Source organism: Proteus sp. G2669 (assembly GCF_009915245.1).
In the GTDB taxonomy this organism is placed as follows: domain Bacteria; phylum Pseudomonadota; class Gammaproteobacteria; order Enterobacterales; family Enterobacteriaceae; genus Proteus.
In genome coordinates this window covers 443,414-458,724 of record NZ_JAABLX010000050.1, presented here as the reverse complement: position 1 = coordinate 458,724, position 15,311 = coordinate 443,414, and the positions used below count along the sequence as shown (strand labels likewise).

9 protein-coding genes are annotated in these 15,311 nt (G+C 34.5%); 1 reads left to right on the top strand and 8 read right to left on the bottom strand.

The features are described from left to right. Positions 1–526: 526 nt before the first annotated feature. From GWI68_RS15990 to GWI68_RS15955, 8 genes are all read right to left on the bottom strand, one after another. A complete protein-coding gene (locus GWI68_RS15990; RefSeq protein ID WP_166540914.1) occupies positions 527–3,577 on the bottom strand; it encodes a chondroitinase family polysaccharide lyase in 3,051 nt (1,016 codons plus the stop codon). 54 nt (positions 3,578–3,631) lie between these two features. Next, complete coding sequence (locus GWI68_RS15985) at positions 3,632–6,697, bottom strand: chondroitinase family polysaccharide lyase (RefSeq protein WP_166540913.1); 3,066 nt, start codon at positions 6,695–6,697, stop codon at positions 3,632–3,634. Between the two features lie 12 nt (positions 6,698–6,709). Beyond that, positions 6,710–8,875, bottom strand: coding sequence for an autotransporter outer membrane beta-barrel domain-containing protein (locus GWI68_RS15980; protein ID WP_166540912.1), 2,166 nt, complete (start codon positions 8,873–8,875; stop codon positions 6,710–6,712). Positions 8,876–8,911: 36 nt separating this feature from the next. After that, entirely contained in the window at positions 8,912–9,796 is an 885-nt protein-coding gene (locus GWI68_RS15975) for an OmpG porin family protein (RefSeq protein ID WP_072069308.1), read from the bottom strand. Positions 9,797–9,941: 145 nt separating this feature from the next. Beyond that, entirely contained in the window at positions 9,942–11,501 is a 1,560-nt protein-coding gene (locus GWI68_RS15970) for a sulfatase-like hydrolase/transferase (RefSeq protein WP_109407507.1), read from the bottom strand. A gap of 326 nt (positions 11,502–11,827) precedes the next feature. Next, entirely contained in the window at positions 11,828–12,319 is a 492-nt protein-coding gene (locus GWI68_RS15965) for an N-acetyltransferase (protein WP_166540911.1), read from the bottom strand. 237 nt (positions 12,320–12,556) lie between these two features. Beyond that, entirely contained in the window at positions 12,557–13,306 is a 750-nt protein-coding gene (locus GWI68_RS15960) for a hemagglutinin (RefSeq protein WP_166540910.1), read from the bottom strand. Between the two features lie 222 nt (positions 13,307–13,528). Then, positions 13,529–14,356: a MurR/RpiR family transcriptional regulator gene (locus GWI68_RS15955; RefSeq protein ID WP_109407504.1), complete on the bottom strand. Its 828-nt coding sequence runs from the start codon at positions 14,354–14,356 to the stop codon at positions 13,529–13,531. A 494-nt stretch (positions 14,357–14,850) separates the two neighbouring features. Between GWI68_RS15955 and GWI68_RS15950 the strand changes: the two genes are divergently transcribed. Beyond that, positions 14,851–15,051 carry a hypothetical protein gene (locus tag GWI68_RS15950; protein ID WP_109407503.1) on the top strand — a complete coding sequence of 67 codons (201 nt, stop codon included), beginning with the start codon at positions 14,851–14,853 and terminating at the stop codon, positions 15,049–15,051. Positions 15,052–15,311: the final 260 nt, after the last annotated feature.

The window sequence follows — 15,311 nt, the reverse complement described above, 5'->3', positions numbered from 1 at the left end:
TTGAACCAGATTGATCCAAGCACCCGCGCAGAGAATAACAAATTATTTAAATGAGACAACACATTTATTATTAATAATAAATTTATCGATTTGTTTTTGCTATTTTAAATAATTAAATATCCATTGTTTGGTATGAGTAAATAAGATATTTACGCTCTAATAATACGTGAGTTGGTAATATCATCGTCACGATCACTAGTCCGATTAAAGAATATTTTTTCATTTCCTCTTGCACTCCGTTAAAAATGGAGGCAGAATCAAATTGTCTGTTTTTGAGTCCGCCTCGGTTAATATGAATATATTATCCGGGGCTTTTCTCTTTCTGGTGCTTGCGATATGCTTGAACCAGATTGATCCAAGCACTCGCGCAGAGAATAACAAATTATTTAAATGAGACAACACATTTATTATTAATAATAAAGTTATCGATTTCTTCTGGTTATTTTAAATAACTAATTAATTCGTTAATATCTTTTAATAATAAAAGAGTCTCGATGTTTCATATCGAGACTCTTTAGTTTAAATTTTATGAATTATACTTAACTAGATTAATAACAATAGGTGCTGCCTGTATTGTTGTTGTCGAAATAAGAGTGTTGTTATTGTGATGCTTAATAATAACACCGGCTTGAGGTGTTGCTAATTTCCATATTCCTTTTACGGTAATAGTGCTGTTTATTGGTTGAGATTCTGCTGTAAGCCAATCTCGAGAATAAACACTGACCTCAATTTGATCACCTTTATGATCAATTTGATCTTTTTCTATACCTTGATATAAATTTAAATCAGGGTTAACAATACTTAATGTTAATTGCTGATTTTGTGTTTTAGCCATGACCATAACCGGTGCATCACTGGATAATAATGTTGCATTCGCTGAATCTAACTGGGTGGCTTCAAAAAAAGCATATCCCTCCTCTTGGGTTAATTTATCTTTTACCGCATGAAGTTGATTATTATGTTGTAATACTGTGTATTCGGGGGATTTATTATCTTGAGATTCAATCGCTATCGCATACTCATAAGTTGCATTACTAGGCGCGTTACCATGAGAAATAACGGCTGTTGCAAATAATTGTTCTGTTGGTTCTGAATTTCTGTCATCAAGCGAATGTTGTTTTTGATAACTAAATTTTACAGTTTGTCCTTTTGTGAGCTTATATAAGTTTCCAGCAGGATCAATTAAAGTATCTGCATTATTTAAGGTTAATTGAGTATCTAATTGATTCACCTTTTTACCATTAATTATCACTGACTGTAATTTAGGAACGGCAAACTGGAATAGCGTTGTTTCGGTTGTATGTTGTTTATCGTTATTTTCAATACCAGAGCCTAAAGCGATAACTCTATTATCAAATAAGAAATAGGATTTATTAGCTCTTAAGCTTTGTTGTTGATATTTACTGTGACCATGTAATTTCATGGCAAACATACTGTTATTATTAAGTGTATTTGCACCAGAGTAACTTTCTGTTGAAAGCAACATTTCTTCAATACCGGCAGCAGGTAATTGACTAAGTTTTGCTTCAAGTTCGTTATAGGGAAGATGAATAGTTGTTGTACCTGGATATCTATTCCAATCCCATCCAGCATGACTAAACCCTGATTGAGTTAAATCAGCTGGAATAATTTCTAATTGTCCATATTGTAAATAACGACCATAACGGTTGTTATTTTCATAGCTTTCATTACCAACAAGATAACGGCTAAAACCACGCGCTATGGCGAGCCAGCTTTGTTGCGGTGATTGAGTCGATGCTCTTCGTTGTATTGCCATTGATGCATAATTCATTGCCCATGCACCAACCGGTTCACTTTCAGCTTTAATATCTTCAAAATGCGTTTTGTTGTCTAATTTTGCATAAGCGGCGGATAATGTGGTATCTAACTTTTGTTTACCATCTGGTGTTCCTGCTAATGCCATCCATTTAAATGGAGCGATCCCTATTTTATGCAATCCAGTTGGGTGACGACCACTTAATACCACAGGAATTTGTGCCTCTTTGGTGTAGATCCGCATTTTTAACAAAACATCTTTTAAACGTTCATGTGCTGAAGTAGTTAAGCGAAAAGGTGAATCACTTAACGCATAAATACTGGGCGCTAAACCACCAAATGCGTCTTTCGCATAAGCAGGGTAATGTTGTGAATGATGAAAAATAGAACCGTCAGATTTGAAACCGCCAGCAACACCTTTTGAGCTTAGTATCGTTTTACTTAACCAATTTTGCAGTTGTGCTAAGGCTTGTTGACGTTGCTGATAATCAGGTAGCATCAATAAACTTTTTATCATCCATTGCAATTGAGTATTGAGAATATCGACATTTGCATCAACGATTTCATTATCTTTTTCAAAAATTCGTCCTGTAGCGTTGTACCACATCATGGCCTGTTGAGTGGGCGCTAGAAGGTTATTTTTTGCGAGAATATGACGGCCAATAAACCATGCGTCAAAAAGTTCTCTGGTTTGATAACCAACATGAGTAATAATTTGATAACCACTACCACGTGTAAAACCTTGTTCGAGAACGTAACGAGTGCCTAATAAATAACGATCTTCTAATTTTTGCCTATCAGTCGTTGATAATGAATTACTACGCAAATAAATAGCAGTTTGAAGAAGCGTTTTACCTACATCTCTTAGCATATTGGTATCAAGTAATGCTTTTTTAGTCTCCTCACTAAATACACCTTCGACTTTCATAAAATTCTGTCGGTTAGGGTGATCAAGTGCTCTTCCTGTGATTGATCCATCAGCGTGTTGCGTTAATTCTAATTTTTCCCAAAGTGCTAAATTTTTATTGAGCATGTCAGAGGTGATTTTTTTATCACTATCAATTCCCTGATAATGCTCAAAACGCTGATAAATCGAAGTCATTTCTATTTGATCATCGCGAAATTCAGTATCGAAGTTTAAAGTGGGGTAATGAGCTTGAAACATTTGATCGTACATCAATAACGCACTCCAGTTTTTACTAACCATCGTGTTTACTGCGTTATTTACGTAAGGTGTTTGATAGTCAGGAACAGCCCAACGATTGTCTAACGGTACGCTCATCATTATTTGATCAAAAAAGAGTGTTCCGGCTTGGTTTGGGGCAGTGATCACCAATTGTTCAAATTGACCTGTTGCAGAGCCTTTCATATCACGAAAAGGAACAGCAATACCTCGCCATCCCGTAAAATTAAGTTCAGTATTAAAACTTAGTGCAATTTTATTATTTTGTTTAAATGCGAACGTTAATGGGGAAGATTGAGGTTTTTCATTATAAATCCACATCATAAAAGTGAGTGGAGTTGCTGTATTTTTATCATCTTGGTAATTAACAATATTATTTAGCGTTAATGTTGCTTGTGGTTGATATTGCCATTGTAGTGATTTTTCACCGTCTTTAGCATGCTGTTTGCTTAGCGATAATTGATTATTATTTGAAGTAATAAGGGTATTAGGTAGTTCATTTTCAAAAAGATAAATATCGCCGAAAGTTTCATGAGATAGAGAGGGTAATGCTTGTGCGGGTAATGATAAACAGAGGCTTAATGTAACCGCGTGGGCTAAAGGTTTTTTTATTAGCATAATCAGATTTCCTGCAAATAAAAAAGGAACGCAAGAGCGTTCCTTTTAATTAAATCAAGGGAGTGGTGAGAGTTTGATTTCTTGTGGAATACCAAAGTAGCTGGTAAAAGTCAGTTCAGTGTTATCACCTGAAACGCTATATTTTACGTTGCTATTTTTATCAGCAGATTGCCATTTACCATTAATCGTGACATTGATGGTGACAGGCGTTGCTGCTTTTTGGCGAGTCATATTTAAATCAGGTGTAACAGCACTGACAATAAGAGTATCTTTTTGTCGATGAGTCATCACAATCGCGGGTTTATCAACTTTTTTGATCCATTTATCTTCAATTGAAGTAGACTGATAAAAGGCATATCCCGTTACATTACTGAGTTTATCGAGAATAATATGAACGTCTTTATCCTTACGAAGAACCTGATATAACCCATTATTTTCACGAAATTTTTGTGCTATTTCTCCCATTCTTTCAGGAGTAGCATCTAAAAAGACCATATACTCATAGTTGGAATCTTTAGGTTGAACACTGTGATCAATCCATGCCGAGCTAAAGTTTCCTTCTGTTGGTTGGCGATTTTTATTTTCAGCCGAAGTCTGGTGTTGACGGCTAATATTTACTTTTTCAGCTTGCGTAATTAAATAGCCATTACCGTTGCTATCAATTAACCAATCACCTTGTTTAAGTGTTGCTTGATAAGGAAAGGTCTCAACTTTTTGTCCATTAACCCAAAGGGTATTTAATGTTGGTGTTATGGCATGTTGAAATAAAGTCGTTTCAACATTTTTATTTTTATCACTACTATTTATATTGCTACCAATAAAAATTAAGTGATTATCAACGGCTAATACACTCTTTTTCGCAGTGAAATTAGGATCAAAACGTTCAAGGTTAGTAGGATAAATAAGATCGAATGCCATCATTCCATATTTACCATCAAGGGCAGATGTTCCGCTAAATCCACGCTCGCCACGTTGCATTAATGTATGAGGTTTAGGGCTATCTAACTCTTTAAGAGAAAGATGAATAGTGGTTGCTCCTGGCATCCTATTCCAATCCCAACCTTCTTGCTGATAGCCCTGTGAAAGCTGCGAACCATTACTCACTATTTGAGCGACACCATGACTTTGATAACGACCATAACGGTTATCTTTATTATAAATTTCAGATGACCAAACATTGGTATTATAAGCTTTCAGTGTCACCATTTTATCTTGCCAACGATGAATACCAAAAGCCCCGCCATTAAAGGCATAGAAACCTTGAGGCAACGCTGCTGGTGCAATAGTTTCTCCAAAAATAGCCTTCGATTCATTTTGTGTTTTATCACTTATTGCAAGATAAATAGACGCGAGTGTTTTATCTGGAGACGGTTTTGCAGACATGGCAAGCCAGTAGTAACCTTGAGCGACTGATTTTAACGAAGGTGAGTTAAAAGGGTGCCTTCCAGCAAGAGGTAATCCAACTTCTGGATTACTGTAGATCCACGCTGAAACCATCGCTTTTTTTAGGTTATTCCAACCACTTTCACCTACTGAAAATGGGGTACCACGTAGTAAATAAATAAGTTGAGAGGCATTTTTAAAGGCAGGGAAAGAGTAGCCTGGATAGTTGCCTTCATGTCGCCACGCAGTACCGTCAGGGCGTAAACCATCTTTACCACCCGGCGGTACTTGAGTTAATGCGCCAGTGATGTAATGGCTGAAGGTATTAACTAAGTTGATACGTTTTTGATCATCAAGCTCTAGTAGTAATAAGGCTAAGTGTTGACGAGATAGGGTATTGAAATAGTCTAAGTCGGAGCTATCTGCACCCACTTTCATATCAAAACTACTTTTAAACTCTCGTGAATACCACAACAATGAATCATAAACTTGAGTTTGTAAGTTTGCCTCTTTTAGAGCATCAGACATTAGTAATGTGGAAATATACCACCAACGAGAACTATACCCCCAGTGATGGGTTGTGACTAATGCACTTCCTTTAACAAAGCCTTGATCTAATAAGTGTTTTGTCATTAATAAGTACATCTGCTTTAGTTGAGCTTTTTGTGAGGGATCTTTTTCCAGCACATAAGCCCGACTAATATTAAACATCAATGTTGTGTAATTACCTAAAATGACATAATTATCAAATAGTTGTTTATCTTGAGGGTTGAGATTTTCAGGTTGGTAAATAATAGTTTGTTTGTCTGTGATCAGGTGTCGCCCTTGTATTGTGCCATTCTCTAAAGCGTGAATATTAAGAGCATCAAAATCACTTTTTAACTTACCAATATTTTCTTCTAGTGCGAGATTTGTCTCTTTTTCGCCGCCAACAAACTCATTTATCAAACGTTGGCGAATAAGGTCAATTGCAGCTAGATTTTCAGGTGTCACCGGTAACTGAGGTTGTACGTTATGAAACTGAATTTCAGGTTCCGATAAACGCGTTTTTACTTGATAATCAGACCATTGGTAGCGAGCATCATCGATAGAAAACATAATACGATCGATATAGATTTCACCTTGTCCAACATTCGAGGGGGCTTTAAAGCGAATGCTATCGACATTAGCGCCTAAAGAGCGCCCAATGCTGTCTTGAGTACCATCAGAGGAGGTATTCATTGCATTTAAGGTCATCTCACGATTTTCAAGATCGTTATTTAAAGAGACACCCACTGCACGCCAACCAGTGAAATTTAGTTTTACTTTAAATCCAGCTTGAGCCTCACTGATTGAATTGAGTTTTTCCCCAAAATCGATAGTGAGATAACCATCAATGGGTTTTTCGTTATAAAGCCAAAATGAAAAAACGGGTGTAGATGCACGCCCCCATGCTTTAGATGCTTCTTTATCTGTTGGGACAATCAACGTTTTATGTAAAGTAAAACTACTGCCACCTTTCCATTTCCACAAAAGGGATTGGTTTCCCATAATGCTACGTTTATCAGATAACGTCAGTGTTGAATTCTTATCTGATGAGAAGTCTGCTAATGGGTTATTTTGTGCAAAATGATAGATTTCTGACTGCATCAGATTTTTAGGATCAAATGCAGGATTGCTGGTGGCTGCCATTGCGTTATAAGGGGCTGATAATAGCCCCAATGTCATTGCAAGTGCAGTAAAACGAAATATCGGCATTATTTTTTCTCCTTAGAAACGCTGGCTAAAAGTGAAACCAATGCGTCCTTCATTAAATTTGTCATAACGCTGATAGCCCATCGTTGTGCCTAAATTTAATGATTGAGTGATATCGAGATTGGCACCTAATTCCGCACTAATAATGTCACCACCAACAGTATTTCCTTTAATATCAAAGGTATCTCCTCCAGTATTAAAATAAGTCAGACTGTGGCGTTGATTAATATTATTGTCACCTGCGATATCTTTGAAATAACGAAGATTAAGGGATGGGGTTAATTTTCCATAAGCAGTTTGATAGCTATTCCATAAAGCAACAGAGCCACCTAATTGATTAACAGCATATCGTTGGCCATAAGTACGCATAGATAAGGCGGAGCCTGTTTCTTCCCAAGAATCAATATTGAGCCATTGATATTGGTAAGTCAGCATCGGTTTAATATAGATGAAATCAAAATCAAAATAGGTTCCAGCGTTAATTTGATAACCTAATTGCACACCAGAATAATCACCTTTTGCTTTGGTATTTCCTTCCCATCCAGTATTATCACCAATATCTCGTTCGCTATCGACAGTGTAATAACCAATATTTAAATTACCGTTTAGGAATAATGTGTCACTATACCAACCGGTGTAAGGCATAAATTCAAAATGGTTAATTTCTTTACTTGCGTTACGTTGTTTGGCGTCAGCCTTTGCGTAGTTATAAGCAAAAGAAACACCAATAAGAGCATCTTGATTAATTTCATAATCAGTACCGATTTGAATACCAGTACGATAAGTGTTGTAACCGTTAATTCCACCCTGATTGCTTTGTGTGCCATAACCATACAGTAAATTGGCCCAACTATTCCAGCCAGCTTCTCTTTCTTCAATTGGCAATTGGTTATCATAGCGTAAATAGCGATGTGCGATATTATTGCGCATATCTTCAACCATGATTAATCCCGCTTGAATATCACTGCCATCAGCAATAGGGGCTAAATCATTTGATAATGCAGCAATATTATTATCGTCATTTCCAGCTGCAACTAATAAACTCAAAGCCTCATCTGAAATTTGACTACGGGTATTATTAAATTCATTTAAAACAGTTGGAATAATAAAATTAGCTGCTGTTAATCCATTTTCATTGACGCCACCACGTTCAGCAGCACTAATAAAGTTATTACCACCTTCATAGCTAATGCCATAACGTGCAACTAATTGATTGCCGCTAACACCACCACTAATATTAGGCGGTGTAGTTTCTAACCATGAATCTGTTTTTTCTAATAAAGGAGATACATCTGGTGCAATGGCATTGGCGTCAGTAACCGTAATTCCAGCTTCATCTTTAATCGCTGAATTGGAAGAAATCAAAATAATATCTTTATTTATAATGTTATCGACACTGGTGCCTTTAAAATCTAATTTGGCTTGGCTGCCTTTTTTAAAAGTGACATCACCGTCAACATGAAGAATGGTTTCATCAGTATTGGTATTATCATCGAGACGGAAAATTAACTGGCTATTTTCCTTATTCATGAAATTACCTTCCCAATGAATCGTTTTATCTTTTCCTTGGATAGTTAAATTGCCATGGTTTTCAATTAATGGAACACCCGTGATTTGATATCCATCAAATAAGGCGTTTTGAGCCCCACCTTGATATGCAAAGTTTATTTTAGTATCTGCGTGACCATTTCCTAATATATCGCCGTGGATCTCACCATTTACATCACTTCTAAAACCTGTTTTTAGTGTTCTAAAATCAATGGCTGCGGTTTTTCCACGAATAATGGCACCGTCTCTTACATAAACGCCAGTACCTCGTTTAGGAAAATCGCCTTCAACCAATATGGCTGTGCCATTTTCACTAGTCACATTAGCGCCATTTAGGTTGATATTACTGCTAAAAGAAGCACCTTGATTTATCTTAAGGCCACTTGCGCCATCACCAGTAACAGTAATGTTTTTTGTGATTGCTTGAGCTTTATATTCTGTTGATGAGCCATTAAATACAACACCATCACCTTGAGAAACCGTAACATCTTTATTTATTTGAGCCGTATTACCGTCATTAACATTAACCGTTTCACAGATATTTAAAGTAGGATCACATTCTGTCGCCCATGCTGAACCATAAATAGCTGATAAAATAGCAGCGCTCAAAAATAACAATTTTTTATTTTTCACAATATAACTCCATGAACAATTATATGATTTTAATTATTAGAATGTTGCTCGGAATGAAACTTTGAAATAATCCTGAGTCGATTTACTACCATCATTTTTATTTTCAACTCGTTCATTATAATATTCCGTCATGACACGCCATTGAGGTGATATTTGATAAGCCATTTGTAGGGTATAACGTGTCATATCTTTTTCGATATAAACGCCTTTATTTGTTCTATCTTCTATTTTTCCAAAAATAGATTTACGCATTGATGGAGAAACTATTAATCCTATTGGTGTTGTCCAGTTCACATACATACGTAATTGTTGATTATGGTTTGTTTCTTTTGTGTCGTATTCTTCATGTCGTATTGCTTGCTTACCACCATCAAAATAAGCAACAGTAGTATTAATATTAGGGGTAACAAAATAACGTAGACCAGGTTCAATTTCCCAGCCTAAATAATCCGTATTTGTGACACCATTGCTACGTTTGTCTTCTTTCTTTTGTAAGCCAAATAAAACACTACCTGTTAAAACCCAATCTTTATTAATTGGAAATTGGTAATTGGTTTTTGATTCATAAAAATCAATAGTTAAACGACTGCCGTTATCATAATTAGTGAGATCTTGGCGGATTTTTAAACCAGGTTGGATCCAACCATTGTTTAATTTAAAACGATAACTACCTTGTAAATCATAACGTTGGTAGCGGTTTTTATTATCATGTTCACGTTGGCGAAAGCCAACATCGAAATACCAGTTAGATTTTTCTGGATTAATATTAAAATCAACACGATAACCAGCATAGTTATTGGGTGTGTCGTAATCTGCTGTTTCCCAAGAAAACATGGCGTTGACATTAGCTGCCTGAGAATGAAAAGAAGTTAAACCTAAGCCAAGAAGAGGTAAGAAAAGAGCAATACGAAGTTTGTTCATGGTATATATCCAATTCTTTATTCGCTTTTATTAATGTCAATTTTTAGGTGTAGGACGTCTTTCCTTTTATTCTATTAAAAGGATTTTTATATAAGCGAATTGGGTTTATATATAGCGCCATAAAATAATGGCGCAGATATTTTTATTATTTTTCTTTACATGTCGATATTGTTTTATTTAATTTATTGGTTGTTGCCGTAATAAATTCAGAGGCGCGCCAAGAATCTCCTGTTTTTTCCAACCAAGGGGTTAATTCTTCTTTAATTAATTTCTCAATTAAAGGCATATTGTCTTTGGCAATATTTTTCATTTGATAGGGATCATTCACATTGTCATATAAGGTATATTTCAATGGATGACCATCTTGTCTATCGATAACCAGTGTATGAGTTTTGGTTCTGACACCTCGTTTACCAAATGAAGGTTCTCCATAAGGAATAAAAAGATAAAGCTGCGAGTTTGCTGTGTCGCCTTTGCCTGTGACCACTCGGTCTGAAAGATCACTGCCTTCGACAGAATCAGGTATCCATTCGGATAAGCCAAGTAGCCCTAAGATAGTTGGGTAAATATCAGGCGCTGACATTAGTGCGTCATCAGATCCTGGTTTGATTTTACCCGGTAAACGAAACATCATAGGAACACGCATGGATTCTTCATAAGGGTTATTTTTTGTTGCCTGCCCATTTGACCCTAAGCAACTACCATGATCAGAGAAGAAAACAACGAGAGTATTATCTGCAAGGCCTTGTTTTTCTAATTCATCGACGATGCGACCAAATTGCTCATCAACACCGTTGACCATTGCCATGTATTCTTTGAAATATTGAGGTCCATAGCCTTCTTGGTATTCACTTTCCCATTGTACGTTCGGGCGAGTGTTGAGCTCTTTAGACGTTTTACCTTGATAAGCATCGAGATATTTCTTCGGTACTTGGTCATAAGGCGAATGCGGTGGATTCATTGAAACCACTAATGCAAATGGTTTTGAATTATCCCTAAATTGATTGTTTTCATTTTTGAGGAACTTGATTGCCATGTCAGCTTCATGTTCAGGCCCCCATTGATCAATGTAAATTGGTTTATCACGAGGTGTATCGTTTGCCCAATACATAGGTTTTAAATGTAAATCGTAGGTACCATAAGAATACCAAAAGTCAAAACCATGACGTCTATCAGGAGCTGCCCATTCATTCCAATAACGACCTTCCATTGGATTATTGTAACTTTCAATAAATGGTTCGTAAGGTGCATCAAGATGCCATTTTCCAATATAGCCAGTGCTGTAATCGAGTGATTTTAAAACATCAGACCAGCATTTTGCATAAGGAGATAAATCAATACCTACTTTGCCACCATAATCATGTGCATTTCCTGTAATGCCATTGCGAACAGGGTATTGCCCAGTCATAAACATGCCGCGGAAAGGAGAGCAAAGAGGGTAATTTGAAGCCATTTGTGTCATTACTTTGGCTTGCTTCGCAAATTTATTCAGATTTGGTGTAATTGAGGGATCTTCTCCCATAAACTGTAATGCGTGTGCCCGCATTTCATCAGGAAAAACAATTAATAGATTAGGGGCGTTTTCCGGACGAGATCGCGTGTTAGAGGCAGTGCTTCCTGAATTAGCAATAACAGGGGTAGAAACAGTCATTGCTGCTCCGCTGGCTGCAAGCCCTTTTATAAAAGTTCTGCGGGAAACAGTCATTGCTTCCTCCTATTTTACGTTTACTTTCGAATTGGTGTCTTTTATCTTATTTATACTTTTACATAAGATCAAAAAGTAAGTTAACGAAAGATCAAGAATTGAAAGGGAGATCACAGAATGGTGTCAAATTGTAAGTAATTTGACAGCTAAAATAGGAGTTGGAATATTGTTAAGAATAGATTAACTTTTTACAAAACAATATAATTAATTGATTTTAAATGATATCTGTTGTTTTGTGATGATGGTTGCAAAAATACCTTAAAGTTTCATTTTTTAGCTAGAAAGTTGGATAACAGAAAGTGTAAGTCTTTTTCTTTCGTTTGTTTTCATTGTCCCTTTATGACCCACCAAGATGTTCCTTTAAACTCAATGCTTTTAACTATCTTCATGCCTAACTTTTGGTGAGCTTTTAGAGATCGAATATTATCACCATTAACAAATGCAATAGGATGTCCACCATATAAAGCGCAAATATGTTGGTAAAGATCGCTTAATAGTGATTTTCCTCGATGTGATTTATCAATACAGACTGGACCATAAAACCAATTATTTTGTGTTATCTCTGGAAAGCGTCGATTAATTTCTTGAGCAATAGGCGGAATTGAGAATGATGTGACAGGGAAGCTGAAAACAACCGCAACGATATTTTCTTGATTAAGTGCAACAATAGTATTTGTACTACTTTGATACATTGCCTCAACTTTGTTTTGGGGATATTCACCATATAATCCGCCTTGTTGAGATTCTGAATTTGACTGTAATAATGTTGCCACTGAACTGATATCTTTAGATGTCATTTTTCGAAATATATAATCCATTTTCTTATTCCTTTTTATGCTAAATTATAATCTTAGTATATAAAAAATATTTTATAATACAAAAACATATTAATAATGCTAAAGATAAATTTATTAATTTAAGAGCGGTTATTTAATTTTGACTATCTAAAAAATCTCTTTTTGAAAGAAATGTAATAAAAGCAGCAATAGAATATATTTATTACTGCTTAATTAATAACATGATTTTTATTCTTTATTTATAGAAAATAGACGTAATTAGAAACCATAGGCTAAACCACCCCCGATAATGATTTCTTGTTCACTGTTTATTGACGAATTTAATCTAAATGCAATGTCGTTATTAGGTTTATATTGTATGCCTCCGGCAAAAGCCGTACCAGTTCGATAATTACTAATACCAATTCCCCCACTTAAGGTGTGATGGCTAAGATAAGGAATATTCGTCATTGCAACAGATGAGGCAATACCTGCAAATACTTTCTTTTCTAATGCGATGATTTTTTTATCTAAATTTGCAACCGAGTCTGTGATTTCAGCTTGTCTTTTCCTGTAATATTGATCAAACGTATTAACATGAGTTTTGAGATCATTAATATCTGTACTGATACTTCTTTTTAGCTGATTGATGGCGTTATTTGTTGTTATTCTGTTTTTATCTACCATTTTTTTAGTCTGGATAAGATTGACGGCATCTGTATTATTTTTACCATCACTAATATTAACTAATCGAGATGTATGGTTCTTTTCAGTATTACCAAATGAAACCGTATTTTCTTCTGTGGCTAATGCATTATGACCAATAGCAACAGAGTGTGTATTTTTAGCTTGGCTATTGACACCTATGGCAATTGAACCATTACCTGAAGCATTACTATTATCACCTAATGAAACACCAGGGATGTTAACGATAATAGGTATTTCTTCTTTTCCTTTTGTTGAGTCTACATTTGAATAAGAAAATGAAGGAAATAATATAAAGAATAAAAATAACTTTTTAAATAACATTTAATTTAACCCTTTGAAAGGAATTTTTGGCGTAAATCAATGCTAAATGATTGTTTTTTTCATCACAAATAAAACATTCTGGAATTACTCTTAAAAATAGTTTTAAATAAAATTATATATTTTTTAATGTATTATTAATTATTTTTAAATAAAATTATATTTGATAAGTTATTAAATAAAAAACTGCATTTTTATTAAAATGCAGTTTTGGATAAATGTTAACTAATGTTTTTTCCTAAAGGCAAAAGCAACAGAAATCGCTTGTAGCAAACACATTGTTGATGTTTGAGAGCGAAAGGTTTTTATTTGAGCTTCTTTTACCGTTAAACAAACGTCACTCAAACTCGCCAATGGGCTAATGGGACTGTCTGTAACAATAATTTGTTTAGCTTCTTTATATGTTGCCATCTCACACATTTTTTGCATTTCATCTGAGTATGGATGGAAATGAATGCCAAAAAGCACATCCCGATGCGTAATATTTCTCAATTGCTCTTTGTACATTCCTCCTAAGCTGTTTACAAAGACAGTTTCACAAGGAATGTGCGAGAGCGCATGAAAAAAATAACTCGCAGCACTGAATGAGTGATGAAATCCACAAATATAAATTGTTTCAGCATATTCGAGTAATTGTAATGTTTTATTTAACATTTCTCTGTGAGTCTGATTTGCCAATTGTTGCAATGAATGGCTATTTGCTTGTGCAAATTCTTGCAAAATGTAGGCAGGCTCATTCAGATTAGGTGGTTCCTCTTTATATTTCTGTTTATAAGTTAAATTTTCATTTTCATTTACCATTTCATTCATCAAGTGATGTTGAAATAATTGTTTCATTTCATTAAAACCATTGAAATGAAACGCATTGGCAAAACGAATTAATGTCGATGGAGGAACATTTGCTTTATCTGCAAGGATTGCAATTGTATCAAATGCCACACTGTTTTTATTATCAAGTAGATAATGTGCAACCTGCTGTAGCCTTTTACTTAATCCATTATAGCGGGAGCGAACTTGTTCCTGTAGTTCATTCAGATTTGTTGCAGTAGACATAGTGCCCTCAATAAAAATACTGCTGTAATTGTAGTGTTTTTTGAGTCGAAATTGAATGTTTTTAGCTAATAGCAATTAAAATGAAATATAGAGTTAATTCAAAGTAAATGAATAAACTAAAGGTAATTATTTGATGTTTAAAACTCTATTTTATTTATTCTTTATTAGTTTTATTATCACTTATCGAAATTAATTTTCTTTATTTGAAATTAAATGAAATTATTATTTCATTTTGTTAAGGTTGGGGTAATAACAATATCGCTTCTATTTATTCGATTTTGTTTTATTTAACCTATTTCATTTCATATTATTGTTAATTTAACTTAGAATGATATTTTTTATTATTGATGTTGTTGTAAATTGAAGATTGAAGTGTTTTAATATCTTTGTGCGCAATGATTGATATTCATAATACAACACTTGTTTTATTTGTTAATGATAGTAATTTATCACTATCTTAATTTAAATATACTTATATTGGTTGAAATTTTTATATGCAAAACGATCATTCGTGGATTAATTTATTAATGCACTATTTTCATGATCACTACTCAGAAATGATGCCTGTTATTTTTTTTGTATGTATTGTGGGAATTATTTTTGGTGTTGTACGTGAAATGCGTTGGTTATCTGTTTTTTTTACTGTACCTTTAATTATCATTGTATTTTGTTTAATTAGTTCTAATTTAGGATAAGTAAATATACAATTGTTATGAAGGTTGAACAATAGTTGTATAAATCTTATTTTTAGGCATTGTTTTTCTCTATATTTTCTTCTGTTATTGAGTGTTATAAATCAGCAATGTGTTTATTCTATTTTGCCCATAAGCGATGATTTCAACAATACTATTGATTAGATAATCAACTAAGTGACTAATAAGAGCTTATTACTTATTGATTATTATTGATAAAGATAAGCAAATTATTTGTTGAATTATGGACTAACATTTTATTC

Bases quoted from the DNA above. Each gene is read 5' to 3' on its own strand.
- GWI68_RS15985 (WP_166540913.1), bottom strand. From the start codon at position 6,697: ATGCCGATATTTCGTTTTACTGCACTTGCAATGACATTGGGGCTATTA.
- GWI68_RS15950 (WP_109407503.1), top strand. From the start codon at position 14,851: ATGCAAAACGATCATTCGTGGATTAATTTATTAATGCACTATTTTCAT.
- GWI68_RS15970 (WP_109407507.1), bottom strand. From the start codon at position 11,501: ATGACTGTTTCCCGCAGAACTTTTATAAAAGGGCTTGCAGCCAGCGGA.
- GWI68_RS15965 (WP_166540911.1), bottom strand. From the start codon at position 12,319: ATGGATTATATATTTCGAAAAATGACATCTAAAGATATCAGTTCAGTG.
- GWI68_RS15975 (WP_072069308.1), bottom strand. From the start codon at position 9,796: ATGAACAAACTTCGTATTGCTCTTTTCTTACCTCTTCTTGGCTTAGGT.
- GWI68_RS15960 (WP_166540910.1), bottom strand. From the start codon at position 13,306: ATGTTATTTAAAAAGTTATTTTTATTCTTTATATTATTTCCTTCATTT.
- GWI68_RS15955 (WP_109407504.1), bottom strand. From the start codon at position 14,356: ATGTCTACTGCAACAAATCTGAATGAACTACAGGAACAAGTTCGCTCC.
- GWI68_RS15990 (WP_166540914.1), bottom strand. From the start codon at position 3,577: ATGCTAATAAAAAAACCTTTAGCCCACGCGGTTACATTAAGCCTCTGT.